At 71.6% G+C, this 16,943-nt stretch carries 18 protein-coding genes; 10 read left to right on the top strand and 8 right to left on the bottom strand.

Annotation, left to right across the window (positions count from 1 at the left end; translation table 11 throughout):
• Positions 1 to 52 precede the first annotated feature (52 nt).
• The 3 genes from H483_RS32445 to H483_RS32435 all read right to left on the bottom strand — a co-directional run bounded on the left by H483_RS32445 (position 53) and on the right by H483_RS32435 (position 3,745).
• A complete protein-coding gene (locus H483_RS32445) occupies positions 53 to 820 on the bottom strand; it encodes an SDR family NAD(P)-dependent oxidoreductase (RefSeq protein WP_017837507.1) in 768 nt (255 codons plus the stop codon).
• Positions 821 to 897: 77 nt separating this feature from the next.
• On the bottom strand, positions 898 to 2,985 hold the full coding sequence (locus tag H483_RS32440) for a neutral/alkaline non-lysosomal ceramidase N-terminal domain-containing protein (protein WP_238556326.1): 2,088 nt from the start codon (positions 2,983 to 2,985) through the stop codon (positions 898 to 900).
• Positions 2,986 to 3,142: 157 nt separating this feature from the next.
• Positions 3,143 to 3,745: a superoxide dismutase gene (locus H483_RS32435; RefSeq protein ID WP_031265000.1), complete on the bottom strand. Its 603-nt coding sequence runs from the start codon at positions 3,743 to 3,745 to the stop codon at positions 3,143 to 3,145.
• A 160-nt stretch (positions 3,746 to 3,905) separates the two neighbouring features.
• Here H483_RS32435 and H483_RS32430 point away from each other — a divergent pair, with 160 nt between their 5' ends.
• A complete protein-coding gene (locus H483_RS32430; RefSeq protein ID WP_238556325.1) occupies positions 3,906 to 4,394 on the top strand; it encodes an NUDIX domain-containing protein in 489 nt (162 codons plus the stop codon).
• Here H483_RS32430 and H483_RS39655 read toward each other — a convergent pair.
• Entirely contained in the window at positions 4,356 to 4,529 is a 174-nt protein-coding gene (locus H483_RS39655) for a hypothetical protein (RefSeq protein WP_176474987.1), read from the bottom strand. The genes H483_RS32430 and H483_RS39655 overlap by 39 nt on opposite strands.
• Positions 4,530 to 4,669: 140 nt before the next feature.
• On the opposite strand from H483_RS39655, the gene msrA reads away from it, so the two are divergent.
• Entirely contained in the window at positions 4,670 to 5,311 is a 642-nt protein-coding gene (msrA, locus tag H483_RS32420; protein WP_017837503.1) for a peptide-methionine (S)-S-oxide reductase MsrA, read from the top strand.
• A 91-nt stretch (positions 5,312 to 5,402) separates the two neighbouring features.
• Here msrA and H483_RS32415 read toward each other — a convergent pair whose 3' ends face one another.
• Positions 5,403 to 5,606, bottom strand: a complete 204-nt coding sequence (locus H483_RS32415; RefSeq protein WP_017837502.1) for a cold-shock protein — start codon at positions 5,604 to 5,606, stop codon at positions 5,403 to 5,405.
• A gap of 268 nt (positions 5,607 to 5,874) precedes the next feature.
• On the opposite strand from H483_RS32415, the gene H483_RS32410 reads away from it, so the two are divergent.
• From H483_RS32410 to H483_RS32390, 5 genes are all read left to right on the top strand, one after another.
• Positions 5,875 to 7,719 (top strand): pyruvate kinase, encoded by a 1,845-nt coding sequence (locus H483_RS32410; protein WP_017837501.1) that lies wholly within the window; start codon positions 5,875 to 5,877, stop codon positions 7,717 to 7,719.
• 116 nt (positions 7,720 to 7,835) lie between these two features.
• Positions 7,836 to 8,678: a DUF4328 domain-containing protein gene (locus tag H483_RS32405; RefSeq protein ID WP_152427995.1), complete on the top strand. Its 843-nt coding sequence runs from the start codon at positions 7,836 to 7,838 to the stop codon at positions 8,676 to 8,678.
• 3 nt (positions 8,679 to 8,681) lie between these two features.
• On the top strand, positions 8,682 to 9,494 hold the full coding sequence (locus tag H483_RS32400; protein WP_017837499.1) for a glycerophosphodiester phosphodiesterase family protein: 813 nt from the start codon (positions 8,682 to 8,684) through the stop codon (positions 9,492 to 9,494).
• Positions 9,495 to 9,536: 42 nt separating this feature from the next.
• On the top strand, positions 9,537 to 10,445 hold the full coding sequence (locus tag H483_RS32395) for a DUF5926 family protein (protein WP_031264997.1): 909 nt from the start codon (positions 9,537 to 9,539) through the stop codon (positions 10,443 to 10,445).
• A gap of 135 nt (positions 10,446 to 10,580) precedes the next feature.
• Positions 10,581 to 11,477: a hypothetical protein gene (locus tag H483_RS32390; protein WP_017837497.1), complete on the top strand. Its 897-nt coding sequence runs from the start codon at positions 10,581 to 10,583 to the stop codon at positions 11,475 to 11,477.
• 37 nt (positions 11,478 to 11,514) lie between these two features.
• Here H483_RS32390 and H483_RS32385 read toward each other — a convergent pair whose 3' ends face one another.
• The 3 genes from H483_RS32385 to H483_RS32375 form a co-directional block, all read right to left on the bottom strand.
• A complete protein-coding gene (locus H483_RS32385) occupies positions 11,515 to 12,456 on the bottom strand; it encodes an LCP family protein (RefSeq protein WP_017837496.1) in 942 nt (313 codons plus the stop codon).
• Between the two features lie 652 nt (positions 12,457 to 13,108).
• Entirely contained in the window at positions 13,109 to 13,921 is an 813-nt protein-coding gene (locus H483_RS32380; RefSeq protein WP_042329941.1) for a CPBP family intramembrane glutamic endopeptidase, read from the bottom strand.
• A gap of 98 nt (positions 13,922 to 14,019) precedes the next feature.
• Positions 14,020 to 14,709: a hypothetical protein gene (locus H483_RS32375; RefSeq protein ID WP_017837494.1), complete on the bottom strand. Its 690-nt coding sequence runs from the start codon at positions 14,707 to 14,709 to the stop codon at positions 14,020 to 14,022.
• Positions 14,710 to 14,751: 42 nt separating this feature from the next.
• Here H483_RS32375 and H483_RS32370 point away from each other — a divergent pair, with 42 nt between their 5' ends.
• From H483_RS32370 to H483_RS32360, 3 genes are read left to right on the top strand one after another with little or no spacing between them, the layout of a single operon-like run.
• A complete protein-coding gene (locus H483_RS32370; protein WP_017837493.1) occupies positions 14,752 to 15,291 on the top strand; it encodes a hypothetical protein in 540 nt (179 codons plus the stop codon).
• Positions 15,292 to 15,311: 20 nt separating this feature from the next.
• Entirely contained in the window at positions 15,312 to 16,289 is a 978-nt protein-coding gene (gene pheA / locus H483_RS32365) for a prephenate dehydratase (protein WP_017837492.1), read from the top strand.
• On the top strand, positions 16,286 to 16,918 hold the full coding sequence (locus H483_RS32360) for a histidine phosphatase family protein (protein ID WP_017837491.1): 633 nt from the start codon (positions 16,286 to 16,288) through the stop codon (positions 16,916 to 16,918). The genes pheA and H483_RS32360 overlap by 4 nt, the downstream gene beginning before the upstream one ends.
• Positions 16,919 to 16,943 lie beyond the last annotated feature (25 nt).

Genomic DNA, 16,943 nt, shown 5'->3' with positions numbered 1-16,943 from the left:
AGGGGGCGGGCCTCAGTCGTCTCTCCGGTCAGCTCACCGGGGTGTCTGAAGATCAGCGCGGCGCCATGCGCAGGGCGCCGTCCATGCGGAAGCTCTCGCCGTTGAGGTAGTCCTGCTCGACGATCGCGTTCGCCAGCTTGGCGTAATCCGAGGGGCGTCCGAGCCGCGAGGGGAACGGGATGGAGGCCTCGAGGGTCTTCTGGAACTCCTCGGTCAGGCCCCGCAGCATCGGGGTCTCGATGGTGCCCGGTGCGATGGTGTTGACGCGGATACCGAACTGGGCGAGGTCGCGGGCCGCACAGATGCCCATCGAGTACACGCCGCCCTTGGACGCGGCGTAGGCGATCTGGCCCACCTGGCCCTCGTACGCGGCCACGGAGGCGGTGTTGATGATCACGCCGCGCTGGCCGTCGGAGTCGACGGTGTCCTGGGTGGACATCGCCTCGGCGGCCAGACGCAACACGTTGAACGTGCCGACCAGGTTGACCGAGATGCAGGTCTGGAACAGGTCCAGGGCGTGCACGCCCTTCTTGGAGACGATGCGGGCGGCCGGGGCGATGCCCGCGCAGTTGACCACGACGCGCAACGGGGCGGCCTCGGTGGCCTTGGCGATGGCGGCCTTGACGTCGTCCTCGCTGGTGACGTCGGTGGCGAGGAGCGTGATCCCCTCGTCGATGCCCTGCTCGACGGCCTTGTCGATGGACTGCTGCAGGTCGAGGCCGAAGACGATCGCCCCCTTCTCGGCGAACGAACGGGCGGTGGCGTTGCCCAGACCGGAGGCGGCGCCGGTGACGATGACGGAAGCACCCTTGATGTCCACGGGCGATGTCCTTTCTCTCTAGGGGGCCAGCACTAGGAGGTGCAAGCACTTACCGGCCCAGTGTTCCAGAACCCTGATCAGCGCACGTCGAAGGCCGGGCTCTCCCCCCGCACGGGGAACAGTCGACCGTCGAGACCGCGACCCGAGGCGGTGTACACCACCCGGTACTCCCCGGCCGGGGTGCCCGGCGGGATGTCCCAGGTGATGAGGGCGTTGGTCACGGTGAGCAGCCCCTCGAACACGATCATGGTGGACCAGTCGCCGTCGTCGTGGACCCGGATCCACCGGCCGCCGTCGCGGCGCTCCACGGCGAGGTAGGTGTCACCCCGCCGCAGGTCGGAGTTGGGGTTCGTGCCGCAGAACCGCACCGTGACCCGCTGACCCGTCCGATAGGCGGGTAGGGGAGGGTCGAGCACGTCCCCGAAGTTCCGTAGCGGCGCCGGGGTGTCGACGAGCGGGTTGCCCAACGGGGAGACGGGGATCTGCCCGGTGAGGTCCCGCTCGGGGGTCCCCGGGTCCAGGGGCGTCCCGGACCGCATCGACCGAGCGAGGTCGGCGGCCACCTGTTGGATGGCGGGCAGTGTCCACGGTCCGAACGCGGTGGCGCCGCCCTCGTAGTTCTGGGCCGAGTACTCCTCCGGGGTCGTGACGTAGTGCCCGTAGGCGTTGGAGTACCCCTGCACGGTGACGTGGTCCTCGGGGACGGCGAGCTCGGCAGCCAGTGTCCGACGCAGGCGCAGGCCCGCCACGACGGTCGGTTCGAAACCGAGGGTGAACAGGTAGTGTCCGCCCAGCCTGATGAGGTGGAACGGGTAGATGCGCTGGATGGCGTGCGGCACCAGACCGACGGGCAGGAGTATGTCCTTGGCGCCGTGCGCCTCCCGGAGCCAGGCGGGGATCACGACCTCGGAGATGGCTCTGATTTCGGGGTTTCCGCCCCGGTCCCCTTCGGTGAAGGGGAGCTCCTCGGCGCCCCCTCCGTCCTCCTGGCTGCCGGCGGCGAACGCCGCGCCGAGCGCTGCGACGGCGGTCCGGTGTGTGCGGCCGTCCCCGGTGAACTCCGGCCTCACGTCGACCGCCGACATGTCGACCCAGCGGTGGCGGACATCGATGCCGCCCCCGAGCGGGCGGACGTTCCGGCCCACCTGGTCGCGTGCGGCGGCGAACTGTCGTTCACCGTTGATACGGGTGTTGAGCCACTCGTCCGGAGTCGGGCCCCGCCCGGGCTGGAGGTCGAGGTTGGGGCTCACGTCGCCGGGGTTCGTCTGGGCGAACGCGGTCACCAGGGCTGGGGTTCCCCCGGCCAGATAGTCCTGCCCCGCGGCCTCGCGCTCCCAGTACCAGGCGGCGTACCCCTTGTTGTCTGACGAGGAGAGCCTGTTGGACGTGGTCATGGAGGTGGCGTGTGAGGCGAACCAGTTGATCACCCCGACCAGACTCCCGCTCCGGGTGACCTGCAGCGACTGCGACCGGGGGTCGATGCCGGTGGGGAACTGGGCACGCTCCTCGGCGGGATCCAGGTCGAACGACCCGCGGGAGCGGTTGACGCCGGCGTCGTGCAGGTGGCCCGTCGTGACCCCGACGTCCGACGGTGCGAGGTCGTGATGCGCCATGCGGACCGCGTCGACGATCCCGGCGCAGTTGGCGTCGAAGGTGACGGGCCGGAAGCCCAGCATCGAGAGGTCGACCATCGGGTGGCCCGACGTCCCGCCGGGGGCGGAATGGGTGTGTGTGGCCGTGATGACCACATTCCCCTCGTGGTAGGCGTCGCCGAACTCGGCGGCGAGGCGTCGCAGGACCTCCTGCTGGATGGACTGGAATATCAGCCCGATCTCGGCGGTGACGTGGAGGAACCTGGGTGACGACGGAGAGTCGGCAAAGACGAACGCCCGGGCCCGCTGGCGCAGGTGCAGACCCACGGAGTGCTGCTCGATGTCGGCGTAGCCGTTCATCCCCGCCCCGAGGGACTCCCCGGTCATGTCGCCGATGCCCCGGCCCACGTACATCCGGGTGGCCTGCGCGGAGGCGACCGCAGGGAGGACGGAGTGCAGGGCGACAACCCCCCCGAGGGCCGCGGCCCCGCCGAGGACGGTGCGGCGCCCGACCCCGTGGTGCTGACTCCCGTGGTGCTGTTCCCCGTTGCGCATGGAGACGTGGCGTGACATCGACATCGGGCTCCCGGGTCCGCGGTGTGCAGGTGACGTTGGTCACCTCTAGTGCGGTCAGACTACCCAACTGGACACTTGACCGGAACTTCGGTCCGGGTGAACGGGAACGGGCCCCCGCGCACCTGCGCGGAGGCCCGTCACCCGGGACGTGTGGTCAGCTCTTGGCGGCGGCGTAGCGCTCCGCGACGTCCGCCCAGTTCACGACGTTCCACCAGGCCTTGACGTAATCCGGCTTGACGTTCTTGTACTGGAGGTAGAAGGCGTGCTCCCACATGTCCAGCATGAGCAGCGGGGTCATGTTGATCGAGATGTTGCCCTGCTGGTCGGTCAGCTGCTGGATGATCAGGCGCTGGCCGATGTGATCCCATCCCAGGACCGCCCAGCCGGAACCCTGCAGGGTGGTGGCGGCGGCGTTGAAGTGGGCCTGGAACTTGTCGAAGGACCCGAACTCGGCGTCGATCGCGGAGGCCAGCTCGCCCTCGGGCTTGTCGCCACCGTCGGGCGACATGTTCTGCCAGAACACCGAGTGGTTGGTGTGGCCACCGAGGTGGAAGGCGAGGTTCTTGCTGAGCAGCGGGGCCTTGGTGGAGATGGTGCCGTCCTCGCGCGCCGCGGCCAACTGCTCGAGCGCGTCGTTGGCGCCCTTGACATAGGTGGCGTGGTGCTTGGAGTGGTGCAGCTCCATGATCTCGGCGGAGATGTGCGGCTCCAGCGCGCCGTAGTCATAGGCGAGGTCGGGAAGAACGTACTCGGCCATAGTGGTGAGTCCTCTCAGTTGGGTGACGGGCCGCGCGTGGGTCCGGCCCATGGCGCCCGTCACGACGTCCGGTTCCCACCATAGTGATCGCGCACCGGTGGTGTCGTCCACCGGCGGAGGAGCCGGGCGATCCATCGCCCCACCTGCCATGATCAAGGGCGTGGATCATTCTGATTCGACCTCTGTCCGCGTCATCACGGTCTCCGCGGTGGTGGTGACCCGTCCGGACGGGGCGGTGGTGACCGTGCGCAAGAAGGGCACGGACCGTTTCATGCTCCCCGGGGGCAAGTGGGAACCGGGCGAGGCCCCGCTGGACTGCGCGGTCCGCGAGCTCGGAGAGGAACTGGGCGTGACTCTCGCCCCGGAACGGCTGACCCCGCTCGGACGCTTCGACACCGCGACGGCGAACGAGCCCGGGTTCAGATTGATCTCCGAGGTGTTCGCCGTGGAGACCGATCTGCCGGTGGAGCCCCGGGCCGAGATTGCCGAGGCCCGCTGGCTGACGCCCACGGAGCTGCGGTCCGTGGCGGGTCTCCGGGAGCACGAGTGCGCGCCCTGGGCCCCACTCCTGGTCAGGGTGGCGCGAGAGGGGTTGCGGTGGGGCCGCGGCTCAGAGGGCGACGATCGCGACGAGGGCGAGGAGCAGTAGCGCGGCGGTCACCACGGTGACGGCGATGTTCCGGTGGCTGACGTGATCACTGCAACCTGACCCTTCGAAGGGCTGAGACGAGCCACGGTCCAGGATGTCGCGCAGTTGCTGTGCGGCGGGCTTTGAAGCGGTCACGTCGAGCTCCCCACTGGTCGATCTGCCGCCCACCCTAGCGCGATCTATGGTATTCGTCACATCACGTCCGGATCACGTCGCTCTCCCGGGGTTACCCTGGCTTCATGGGATGGCTACAGGACGCTATACGACACTCCACGATGCGGACCGCGACCGAGGTGATCGACGCGGACTCGGCACTGCCGGGCAGGCCCGACCCGGTTGCGGTGGCGCCGACCAACATCGTCACCGGCAACCCGATGGTGCCCCCGTTCCCCGAGGGGCACGAGTCGATCGTGCTGGGGATGGGGTGCTTCTGGGGGGCGGAGAAGATCCTCTGGCAGCTCGAGGGGGTGTGGACCACGGCCGTAGGGTACGCGGGCGGATGGACGCCCAATCCCACGTACGAGGAGACCTGCACGGGCGCGACGGGTCACACCGAGGTGGTCCTCGTGGTGTTCGATCCCGAGGTGCTGCCCGTCGAACGACTGCTCGCCACGTTCTTCGAGTGGCACGACCCCACCCAGGGTATGAGGCAGGGCAACGACAGGGGAACCCAGTACCGGTCCGCCGTGTTCGCGACCACGACCGCTCAGCTTGAGACGGCCCGTCGGTTGGGGGCCGAGTACCAGAAGGAACTCGACGCGGCGGGCTACGGCCCTCTGACCACCGAATTCGGGTTGCTCGCTGAGGTCCGGTCCGGCGAGTTCGCCTACGCCGAGGACTACCACCAGCAGTATCTGGTCAAGAACCCCGGTGGATACGACTGCCACGTCCGCAGCGGAGTGGCCTGCCCGATCTGAGGCGCGGAGACGTGCGGAAGGGCCCTGCCCGGGATCGCTCCCGGGCAGGGCCCTTCTCGTCGATGCGGCGTCAGATCGCTCTGACGTCAGCTCACATCGGGGTGATGTTCTCCGCCTGCAGGCCCTTGGCGCCCTGCGCGACGTCGAAGGAGACCTGCTGGTTCTCCTCGAGCGAGCGGTAGCCCGAGCCGTTGATGGCGGAGAAGTGGGCGAAGACGTCGGCGGAGCCGTCGTCCGGGGCGATGAAGCCGAAGCCCTTGTCGGCGTTGAACCACTTCACGGTGCCGGTTGCCATAGTGGCGTCCTTTCGAGAGTCGGCACTCCGCTTGTCGGAGCGCCAGGTGATGCAGCAGAGAGCGTGCTGTGTTTCCCTGCGGTGCCGCATCGTTCTCTCGCAAGAACGGTGGATCTACAGAAATACAACGTACGTTTTCAACTACTGCGCAGAACCCTACAGCCTGAGAGCCGGTCCGTCACCCCCACGGGGTGTCCGGCGGGTGAATTCGCCGTTCCACCTCGGTTCCGGCCCGGTCGCCCGACCCACAGGGGACGACACTGGGCGGGTGTACTCCGATCTGACGAGTGAACTCGACTCCATCCTGGGCGATCTCGCCCCCGGCCGCGCGAGGAGGGCGCGGGACGTGGAACGGGTGGACCCGACCCACCGTGAGGGCGCCCGGAACCTCGTCGACTACGCGAGCCTGCGCCGCCACGACCTCCGGGATCTGCAGGACCGACTGCTCGACGTCGGCGTCTCCCCTCTGGTCGGATGTGAGGACGCCGTGGAGGCGGCTCTGCGCGCCGCGCGGGCCGCGTTGGCCGCACTCGAGGGGCAACGCCCGTCGCGATTCGCGGATCGTCGGACCACGGCCGAGGCCCGCGCCGCCGGGGACGCGGCGCTGGCGACCCATGCGGAGGCCCTGTTGGGTGCGCCGCGCCCCGGGAGGTCGGGTCGGGTGATGGTGACGTTGCCCTCGTCGGCCGCCGACGATCCCGGACTCGTCCTGGGCCTGGCCGAACGGGGCATGGGGCTGGCCCGGATCAACTGCGCCCACGACGACCCGGCGCGGTGGGAGGCGATGATCGCCGGGGTCCGCGCCGCGGAGCGCGCCGTGGGCAGGAGGATCCCGATCTCCATGGACCTGGCCGGTCCGAAGCTGCGGACCGGGCCGGTGGCCCTGGGTGCTCCGGTGGGCAGGGCTCGGGTCACCCGGGAACCGGGAGGTGGGGTGGTCGAGCCCGCGCGACTGTGGTTCACCCGCGACGGTATCGATCCGGCCGGGGCGCCGACGCCGCCCCCGACCCGCGGCCGCCCCCCGCTGTGCGTCCGCGTGGACCCACGGTGGCTCGCGGCCCGGACGCCCGGGGACGTGATCGAGGTCCCCGATGCACGGCGGCTCCGCCGACGTTTCACCGTGGTCTCCGTGGATGCCGCTGGAGTCCTCGCGGAGGGTGATCGCAACGCGTGGGTGCGGGACGGCACGCTGATCGACTGCGACTTCGAGCGCACCAGGGTCCGTGGCATCCCCGCAGTGCCCCAGCGGATTCGCGTTCACACCGGGGACCGCATCCTGCTCACCGTGGACATGGAACCGGTGGATCCACCGCGGTCCGGCGCGGAGATCCGACTGGGATGTGCACTGCCGGCGGTCGTGGAGGCGCTGACGGTGGGTGACCGCGTCCTGTTCGACGACGGGGTGATCTCCGCGGAGGTCATCGAGACCGCCACACCGGGTGCGACGGACGCCCCCTGGGTCAGGTTGGAGGTGGTGCGCTGTCGGGAGGGCGGCCGCTGGTTGGGGTCGGAGAAGGGGATCAACGTCCCGGGCCTGGAGGTGGACACCCCCGCGCTCACCGAGGAGGACTGTCGGAGTCTGCGTTTCGCGTCCCGTCACGCCGATCTTGTGGCGGTGTCGTTCGTGCGGACCAGACGGGACGTCGCGGACGCGGTAGAGGCCCTGGCGGCCGCGGTCTCGGAGTCGGGGCGGGAGGTGGGACTTCTCCTCAAGATCGAGACCCGGCAGGCGTACCGGTCGCTACCGGACCTGCTGCTGGAGGCGATGCGTCACGACCGGATCGGGGTGATGATCGCGCGCGGTGACCTCGCCGTCGAGATGGGTTTCGAGTCGCTCTCCGAGGTGCCGCGCAACATCACGCTGATGTGCCAGGCGGCCCGTGTCCCGGTCGTCCTGGCGACGCAGGTTCTGGAGTCACTCGCGAAGACCGGCATCCCCTCGCGCGCGGAGATCTCCGACGCCGGGTCCGCGCAGAGGTCCGAGTGCGTGATGCTCAACAAGGGGCCCTATGTGGCCGAGGCGATCGAGACCCTCGACGCGATCCACTCCCGGATGGGCCGGATCCAGCGGAAGGCGCTACCCCTGATGCGCCACGTCGACAGCTGGGACTGACCGCGGCCACCGCTACGGCCCCGCCACGGCCCCGCCACAGCTCTGCTCCGGCCCCGCCACAGCTCTGCCCCGGCGGTGTCACCGCGAGCCGCGCGGGCTGTGCCAGCATGGTCGCCATGACCTCACCGCGGCGGACCGGCCAGTGGCGATGGGTCGCGCACCCGCCGTGGCGCCCGCCCGTGCCGGGGACGAGGCCACCGGCGCCCCGGCACCGTTCCGGGCCGGCGTGGGGGGACCGGACGCCCGCCTACCCGTCGACCCCGAGGTGGGGCCTGCCACTGGTCGCCATCCCGCGTCGGCTCGGGTCTCCCCGACCCCCGGCGCGTCCACGGATCGCCGTCGCAGCCCCCGGGGTCGTCGGAGTGGCCGGGACGTGGTTCGCCGCGACCGCCGTGGTCCACGCCCTCCGATACGCGGTGCTGGTCTGGTACTCCGAGCGCCTCACCCCGTGGTGGGTGGAGGCCACGACGACCGCGGTCGTGTGGGTGGCGGGCGTGGTGGCCGTCGTCGTGGGGGTGGCGGCGGCCGTCGCGGCGACCGCGTGGCTCGTCGACACCCGTCGCCGGGTGTTCTCGCCCGCCCCGGACCCGCGGAGACGGGCGGGTCTGTGGGTGGGGTGCCTCGTCCCCGTCGTCAACTGGTTCCGGATTCCGGTGTACCTGGCCGAACTCCGGATGGCCTCCCGCCGCGCTCCCACCCGGTCCGCGCTCGTCCGCTGGTGGCTGGCGGTGGCCGTGAACGGACTGGCGGTCGCACTCGCGCTGTGGCGGGGCACGGGAGAGGGCCCGCAGGCCGCGGCGGACACGGTGCTGCTCACCGCGCTCGCGGCGGCGGCCGCGGTGTGGGCCGCGAGGGAGACCCGAGCCGTCATGCGGAGTTTCGACGAGCCTTCCCCGCGGTTCACCCACCGGCTTCTCCCGCGGGGGATCGTGAACGCGTCCCCGGCTCGAGAGGAGTGAGACGTGACGGTCCCCGCGACCACACATCCGAGGTCCACGGTGTCCACCGGGAGCAGGGTCGTCGCCCACCGGGGGGCGTCGGCCGAGTATCCGGAACTCACGCTCATCGCCTATGAGAAGGCCCTCGAGCAGGGGGCGAAGGCGCTCGAGGTGGACGTGCGGCTCACCGCGGACGGAGTCCCCGTCCTCCTCCACGACCCACGGACCGCGCGCGTCGCGGACCGCGACCTCTGGGTCCACTCCACCACCCTCGACGAGTTGTCGACCCTCGACCTCGGCTCCTGGCATCCGGTGCACCGTAAGTCCGAGCCGCTTCTCACCCTGCGCAGTCTTCTGGTCATGGCCGAGGCGTACCCGCACGTGAAGCTCTTCCTGGAGACCAAGCACCCCGTGCCCACCGGTGGCCGGGTCGAGGTCGCGCTCCGGGATGAGCTGAGGTACTTCGGGCTGGATCGTCCCGCCTCGCACGCCGAGTCGCGGGCGCTCATGATGAGCTTCTCCGTGATGGCGGTACGGCGGTTCCGGCAGCTGGCCCCGCAGGTACCGACCGTGCAGCTGCGCGAGCGGGGCAACGTCCTCAAGTCGTGGCCGGCCGAGGGGTTCGGTGCCCAGTTGATGGGTCCGAGCATCGGGGCCCTCCGTGCGCGGCCGTGGTTGGTCGACTACTGGAGGTCGCGGGGGATGGGAACCTACTGCTGGACCGTCGACGACCCGGCCGACATGCTCCTGTGCCGCGACCTGGGGGTGGAGTGGGTGGCGACCAACGTCCCGTCACGGGCCAGGGCCGTGCTGGACGGGCCCGCCCGCAGTTCCTGACCCGCCGGACGAGCTGCCCTGACGCACCGTATCGTGGTGCCCGTGGGTAGACGTCAGCGCCATAATGAGCCCAAGTCCGGCGGCAACCGCCAGGCCAAGATCGCCGCTCGCGCGGCCGAGCGTGAAGAACTGAGCACACAGCCCAGGCCTTTCGCCGGGTTCGCGGGGGAGTGCGACATGGTCGCGATGCGCGAGTTCGTTCCGTCTGCGACCGCGCGGCTGACCACCAGCATTCAGAAACGCGACATCACCCTGGCGACCGTCCTGCCCGGCGCCATCGCGGGATTGGTGCGTGACGACGAGCTGGGCGGCGAGGCCATGGTGGGTCTCCAGGTCCAGGTACACGGACCGGATCCGGCGGCCGACCTGGCGTATGCGGTGGACTGGGCCTTGCGCGCAGGGGGCGGGGAGACGCTGACCACCGCCCACACGGACGAGTCCACCCCGGCGTTGGAGGACGTCGTGGTCAAGGACGCGCCGCTGGAGATCGTGGTGCACGGAGATTTCTCGTGGTGGCTCGCCGAGGGAGCTCAGGTCCGTCCCGAGATCGCCCAGGCCATCAAGAACGCCGACGAGGTCATGATGCCCTCGGCCCGGGTCGCGGCGGACGGCATCGAGGCCGCCTGGTGGGTCGACGCGGGCGAGAAGGCCCACGTCCGGTGGGTGCGCCCGGAGGACGAGGACGCGCTGTTCGAGGCCCTCGCTCGTGTGCACTCCGCCGGCGGCCTCGACCTGGGGGAGGGGTCGCGGTTCGCGGGGTCCTTCCGCACCCACGGGGTGCTCGTGCCGGTGTTCGACCTGGACCCGGAGATGCACCACCAGGAGTGGGCGCCGGGGCTTCTCGAACTCGACGCGCGACTGGGTGAGGCATTGGCGAAGGACGGCCCGCTCAGCTCCGACGAGCGCGCCTCGCGGGACGGACTCCGGGCACGCCAGGTCACCCTGCGCTGACCGGGCGCGGGACCCCGACCCGGAGCGCAACCCCGACCCGGCACGAACCCCCGGCCGGGCCCGGGGGCCTCTAGTATCCCCTCGGGCGGCCAGTGGGTCGCCGGGCCGGACGAGTGGCGGAGGGGGTGTGGCCGGGTGGCCGACCAGCCGGGGCGGGACGACGACGACGCGGCGCCCTCCGACGTGACCGTGCCGCCGTGGTTGCGGACCGGGCCGGTCCGGGACCAGTCCGACGTCGAGTCGGTCCTGGAACCGGCACCCGATTCGGTATCGGAGTCGTCGCCGAGGACGGGCGACGGGCGTGATGCCGCGGACCCGGCGCGGATCGACCCCGAAGGGAAGGGTCCCTCGCGGGAGGTCTCCCCCAACCGGATCAGGGTGGGTGGGGAGGGGGGACCGGACGCGTCCGACGACGAGACCCGCGGGCGTCGTGCCCGGGACCTGACCTCGTTGCGCCTCGGTGCGGTGGGCCGGCCCGCGTCCGACGGGCCGGTGTCGGACCCGGCCGTATCCGATCGGCTCATGTCCGCGTCTCCGGCCCGCGCCGGGCGCACGCGCCGAGTGGCGCTGTTCGCGGCAGCCGGGGTGGCCGTGCTGTCCGGGTCCGCCGTGCTGGGGTTCGTCCTCACCCGCGGGATACTCTCCCCGGGAGAGGACCCGACCGCCTGCGCCCCGGTCTTGAACCCCGGGCACGTGGTGGGCTCCGGCCCCGGGTCGCTGGACACGCCGTTGGAGACGGTCCTGGCCTTCGACCATGCGTACTACGCCGAGCGCTCGGCCGAGAAGGCGTTCGAGGCGGTCTCGCCATCGAGCCGGATGACCCTCGATCAGTTGCGCGCCGACGGGGTGGATCGGGTGCCCGAGGGCACCACTCACTGCGTGGACGCCCGGGAGTTGTCGCCCACCCTTCTCGAGGTGACGCTCACCGAGTCCCCGCCCGATTCCGAGCCGGTGGTGATGCGACAGCGGGTACGGCTGGCGGAGAACCCCGACGGGACCTGGGGGATCGTCTCGATCACACCCGCCGGATGACGGACCCGCGCCTGATCGAGCGGCCCGGGCCGCCGGTTCAGGGGCCGGGGTCGAGATACTCCTGGGGCGGGGTACGACCCGAGGCGACCGCGTCGAAGAACCCCGTGGTGCTCGGGCCCCACACGAGATACGACCCCACGGAACCGGAGTCCATGCCGTCGTAGGGGGCGGTCACGGTGAGGGGATCGCCCCTGAGCTTCCACATCACCCAGGCGAGGTTCCAGATGTGGTCCCCGGAGTCCACGGTGACGGCCTCCGAGGCGGAGTCGATGAGTGACACCGCGGTGAACGGGTTGAGCAGGTTGCCCGGGGACATGGTCTCGCTCATCAGTGCGCCGAGGAACTGCCGCTGGTTGCGGACCCGCTGGAGGTCCTGTTCCGCGAACCCGTAGCGGGTGCGGACGAACCCCAGGGCCTGAGGCCCCGCGAGGGTCTGACACCCGGCGGCCAGATCGAGTCCGGCGAGCGGGTCGTTGATCGGCTCCTCGATGCAGATGTCCACGCCCCCGACGGCGTCGACGATCCCGGCGAAACCGCCGAACCCGATCTCCGCGTAGTGGTCGATGCGCATCCCGGTCTGCTCCTCGAGCGTCTGGGTGAGCAACGCCGGGCCGCCGAAGGTGTAGGCGGCGTTGAGCTTGTTCTGACCGTAGCCCGGGATGTCGACCAGGAGGTCGCGCGGGAGCGAGATGAGCATGGTCCGCCCGCCGTCCCGCGGGGTGTAGACCAGCATCATGGTGTCGGTGCGTTTACCGCCGGCGTCGGATTCCGACCCGGTGGACAGTTGGGCCTGCTGCTCCGGGGTGAGCCCTTCGCGCGAGTCCGTCCCGACCAGCAGGGTGATGCTGCCCGGTGTGTTGCCGCCCCGCCCGGGGTAGTCGGGCAGTGCGTCGATCCGCTGCAATTTCGAGTCCGCCCACAGGACGCTCACCACGCCCAGCGTCAGGATCAGGACGAGTACCAGACCCAGGATTCGCATCGGCCCGAGGCGTAGTCTACCGCGTGCCCGGCGAGGTCGCCGCTCATCCGCCGGCCCGTATCCTGCCCGCGGGGGCCGGCGGGCGGACCGGGCGCCGCGGGGGTCGACCGGCTGCCGGCGGGGGTCACGCCCGCCTGACCGGGGCCTGGCCGCACGCGGGTCGCGGTTCGGATCGCGACGGGGGTCGCCGCCCGCGCCGGCCCGGCCGGCGTACCTCGCCCGCTCCTCCCTGGGGAGGGGCTCGGGTGTCTGGCGGGGTTGGTAACCGCCCCGAGCTGCGCTCCGATCGCGGCCGGGCTCGGCCGGGCGTCGCGGCTGGCGACCGGCCGCGCCACGCGGGTCCGGCGTGCCACGGGGGTCGTACCGGGGATCGCGACCGGCCGCACGGCGTGGATCCCGACCCGACTCTCGACCGGGCTCACGGCGTGGCTCCCGGCGCGGTGAGGACCCGCGTGGCGCACCGGGGTCGGCGTATCCGCGGCGCTCGCGCGCGCGTCGCCGGAGCTCGGCGGCCTCCTCTGGGGTGAGGTGCCGGCGCCTGGGGTCGTCGGTCATGGGATCGGACTCTACTTGGCCACCGGCCCGGTCGGCGTCGCGCACCGTGCCGTCGGTCAGGGCGCAGGAGCGGACGAGAGGGACCGCGGGCGGGTCGTCAGAGCCAGGCGACGTGCGGGGCGAGCACCGCGTACCCCACGAACGCGACCACGTCCAGAACGGTGTGCGCCAGGATGAGCGGCCACAGCCGTCGGGTCCGCATCCACCACAGGGCGAACACGATCCCCATCGCGAGATTGCCCAGCCCCCCGCCGAAGCCCTGGTAGAGGTGGTAGGAGCCCCTCAACAGGGCCGTGCCCACGAGAGCGACGGCGGGCGGGATCCCGAGCTGGCGCAGGCGCACGAGCAGATAACCCACCACCAGGATCTCCTCGGCGGCGCCGTTGCCCGCGGCCGACAGGACCAGCACGATCGGGCGCCACCACGTCTCCGTGAGTCCGGACCCCGCCACCTGCAGGTTGATCCCCGCCGCCACGGCACCCAGGTAGAACGCGAGTCCGGGGATGCCGATCACGGCGGCCAGGGCGATCCCCCAGGCGATCTGGCTGCCGGCGCGGCCCCGGACGAGTCCGACCGCCCGGGGGCCGAGCCCGGTGTGCGCGAGCAGGACCAGCGGCAGCACCGACCACGCCAGCAACCGCAGGACCGCGAGCAGCTGGTACGCCACATCGAGCCACGCGTGCGTGGAGCGCGAGGGGTTGAGGGTGGCGGTCTGTCCCGCCAGGGGTTCCGGGGCGAGCAGCGCCGATGCGAGATCGAGCACCGAGTACAGGCCGGCCAGGCCGAAGGTCACCAGCAGGACGACGACGAGTTCGACCACCAACAGCCGGCGGGTGCGGGGGTCGGTGACCGGGTCGAACCTCGAGACGTAGCACCGGAACGCCTCCCTGGGCGAGAGCGCCTGCCGCACGCGACCCGCCGCCCGCCGCACACGGCCTGTCGGCCGCGAGCCGTCGCCCGCCCCTCGGTGATCTCGGCCCGCCCCGGTTACGCGGCCCTCCCCGTCGTTCACTCCGGTATCCGTATGTCGCCGACGATCCGGTCCATCCAGCGGGGGCCGGGGGTCGACTGCTGGGCGGTGGTCACGTACGCGACCCACCACCGCCGACCCTCGGAACCGAACACGGCGGTGTAGACCAACCCCCCGGCGGTGGCGTCCTCGGGGTCATAGGGCGCCAGGACGTACGAGACGGCGACCCCGGTGCCGGCCTCGTTGCGGACATCGGTGACGCGCAGTTCGTCGCGGGTCCCCGTGACCCCCATCAGGTAGAGCTGGATGGTCTCTGCCAGCGCGGTGGCGGCACCCTGGTCGTCGGCGATCGCGGCCGCGGCGATACCGGGCTCGAGCACACCCGCGATGATCCGGGTGTCGAGCGCGTTCCCCGACCCCACCGGGACCATCTGCACGGAGCCGATCGCCGGCCGGCCGACGATCTGCCACCCGATCGGGACGGGGATGTCGAGGCCGGACTCCTCGTCCAGGTGATGGGCGCCGTGCAGCGTGGAGTCCCGGGGCAGCACCGAGGCGGGATCAGTCGCGACCGCCGCGATGAGAAGGGCCACCAGCATCGCCAGCGCGACGTGGATCGTGCGCGGGCCACGCTTCTCCTCCGGCGTGAGGTGAGAGGCGTCGGGGGCATCGGGGGAATCGTCCGGGGCGGGAGCCTGATCGGATGCGGGGGAGTCGTCGGAACCCATCGTCAGGAGAGACTAGCAACGCGGCCGTGTAGACCTGTGGTCATGACGGTCTCACTCGAACTGCTCAGCCGCGGTCCCGCCCGTCCCGATCTCCTGGAGGACCTCGTGGTGGCCGCGTCGGGGCTCGCGGGGGCACTGTCCCGGTGGTCGGTCGCGAACCCTGTCGAGGTGCCGGGGGATCCGGACCTCGGCCTGCCCGACCTCGATGCGGTCGCCGCGGTGCTGGCGTCCGACACGGCAGCGGTGATCGAGGTCGCGCCGGGCCTTCGAGGGCGGGGGCCCGCGGCCGATCGGCTGGTCGATCTGCTCGCGCTGGCCGCCCATTCCGGCGTCGGATTCGGCTCGGGGCTGATCCCGCGGTGCGCGCATGCCGGCGAGGTGTGGGCCCTGCTCGCGGGCGCGGTCGCGGCGATGACCGGGGGAGACGTCCGGGCCGCTCTCGCCGCCCCCGACCCGGCCGCTCTCGTGAGCCTGCCGCGGGCCGCGCGGGAGGCGGTCCGGGACGTCGTGACGTGCGCCGTGGTGCCCGAGGGGTCCGTGGACGAGGTCTCCGCAGACCTCGCGTCGGCTCGGCAGATCTGACGCTGGCTAGTCTTGTCGTCGTGGTCACCGTCGCCTACCTGGGCCCGCCCGGAACCTTCACCGATGCCGCCCTGCACCGTCTGCGGGCGGATGCGCACACCTCGGCGCTGCTCGCCGGCGCCGAGGCCGTCCCGGCCGGCACGCCGGACGAGGCGCTGGCCATGGTCCGGGACGGTGCGGCCGACTACGCGTGCGTGCCGTTCGAGAACTCGGTCGACGGCACCGTCAACCCCACCGGTGACGCGCTCGCCGCGGGGCGGCGGTTGCAGATCTTCGCCGAGACGGAGCTCGACGTGGTGTTCTCCATCCTCGTCCGGCCCGGCACGGCCGCCGAGGACGTCCGGGTCCTGCGGACCCACCCGATCGCCGCAGCGCAGGTCCGCCGCTGGGTCGGCGTGAACCTACCGCGGGCCCATATCGAGACCACCTCATCCACCGCCGCCGGCGCCGAGCAGGTGGCGGCGGGGGACGCCGACGCCACCGCCGCGCCCGCCCGGGCGGGCGAGATCAACGGACTCGTCCCACTCGCGGAGAAGGTGGCCGACGTGGGCGGGGCCCGCACCCGGTTCGTCCTGGTGGGCCGGCCCGCCCCACCGCTCGGGCGCACGGGACACGATCGGACCTGCGTGATCTTCGGACTGCCGCACGAGCCCAACGCGCTCGTCCAGGCCTTGACGGAGCTGTCGATCCGCGACATCGACCTCACCCGGATCGGCTCGCGACCCACCCGCGTCGAGCGGTTCACCTACCTCTTCCACGTGGACCTCGTCGGGCACATCGACGATCCCGTGGTGGCCGAGGCGCTGGCGGCACTGCACCACCGGACCGCCGACCTGCGCTTCCTCGGATCGTGGCCCGTGGCGGACGGGGTCGGGGCCGGTGCCGCGCCCCCGGACCGATCCGAGGCGATCGACTGGATCGAGGGTCTCCGGCGCGGGGTCGACGAGCCAGGGGCCGGCGGACGAGCCGCTCATCGGCAGGAGGGCCTCGAGCCGTGAGCGCGCGACTGCACCTGGTCCGGCACGGTCAGACCCCGTCGAACGTCGCCGGAGCCCTGGACACCGCGCTGCCCGGCGCTCCCCTCACCGACCTCGGGCGGGACCAGGCACGGACGGTCGGGGCGGAGCTCGCCGCGTCGGACATCGCACCGAGTGTGATCCTCAGCTCCGAGGCGGCGCGTGCCCGCGAGACCGCCGGGCTGATCGCCGACGCGACGGGGCTGCGCACGCAGGCCGTGCCGGGTATGTACGAGGTCCAGGCCGGGCGGTTCGAGATGCGGACCGGGAACGAGGCACTGCTGGCGTACAACCGACTCGTGCGCGACTGGCTGGAGGACGGCGTGCTCACCTCGAGCCTGCCGGGGGGCGAGAGCGCGTTGGCCGTGCAGGAGCGCGCGATGCCGGTGGTGTCCGAGCTGCGGGAGAGTCACCTGGTTAACGGGACCGATGTGGTCCTGGTGGTCCACGGCACCCTCATGCGGATGATCGCGGTGTTCGCCGGCGCCGTCCCCTCGCAGTGGGCGTTGGTCAACAGGATCCCCAATTGCGGGGTCATCGAGTTGGCGCCGGACGGCGGCGGGTGGTCCTGCGAGCGGTGGGGCGACCACCTCGGTCGCCCGCCGTTCTGACGGACGCGCGGGCGACGGGTGATCC

It is taken from the genome of Dietzia sp. UCD-THP (assembly GCF_000349585.1).
Taxonomy (GTDB): domain Bacteria; phylum Actinomycetota; class Actinomycetes; order Mycobacteriales; family Mycobacteriaceae; genus Dietzia; species Dietzia natronolimnaea_A.
Note: the sequence above shows the minus strand (reverse complement) of the source record. Positions and strands in the feature narration are given on the sequence as shown.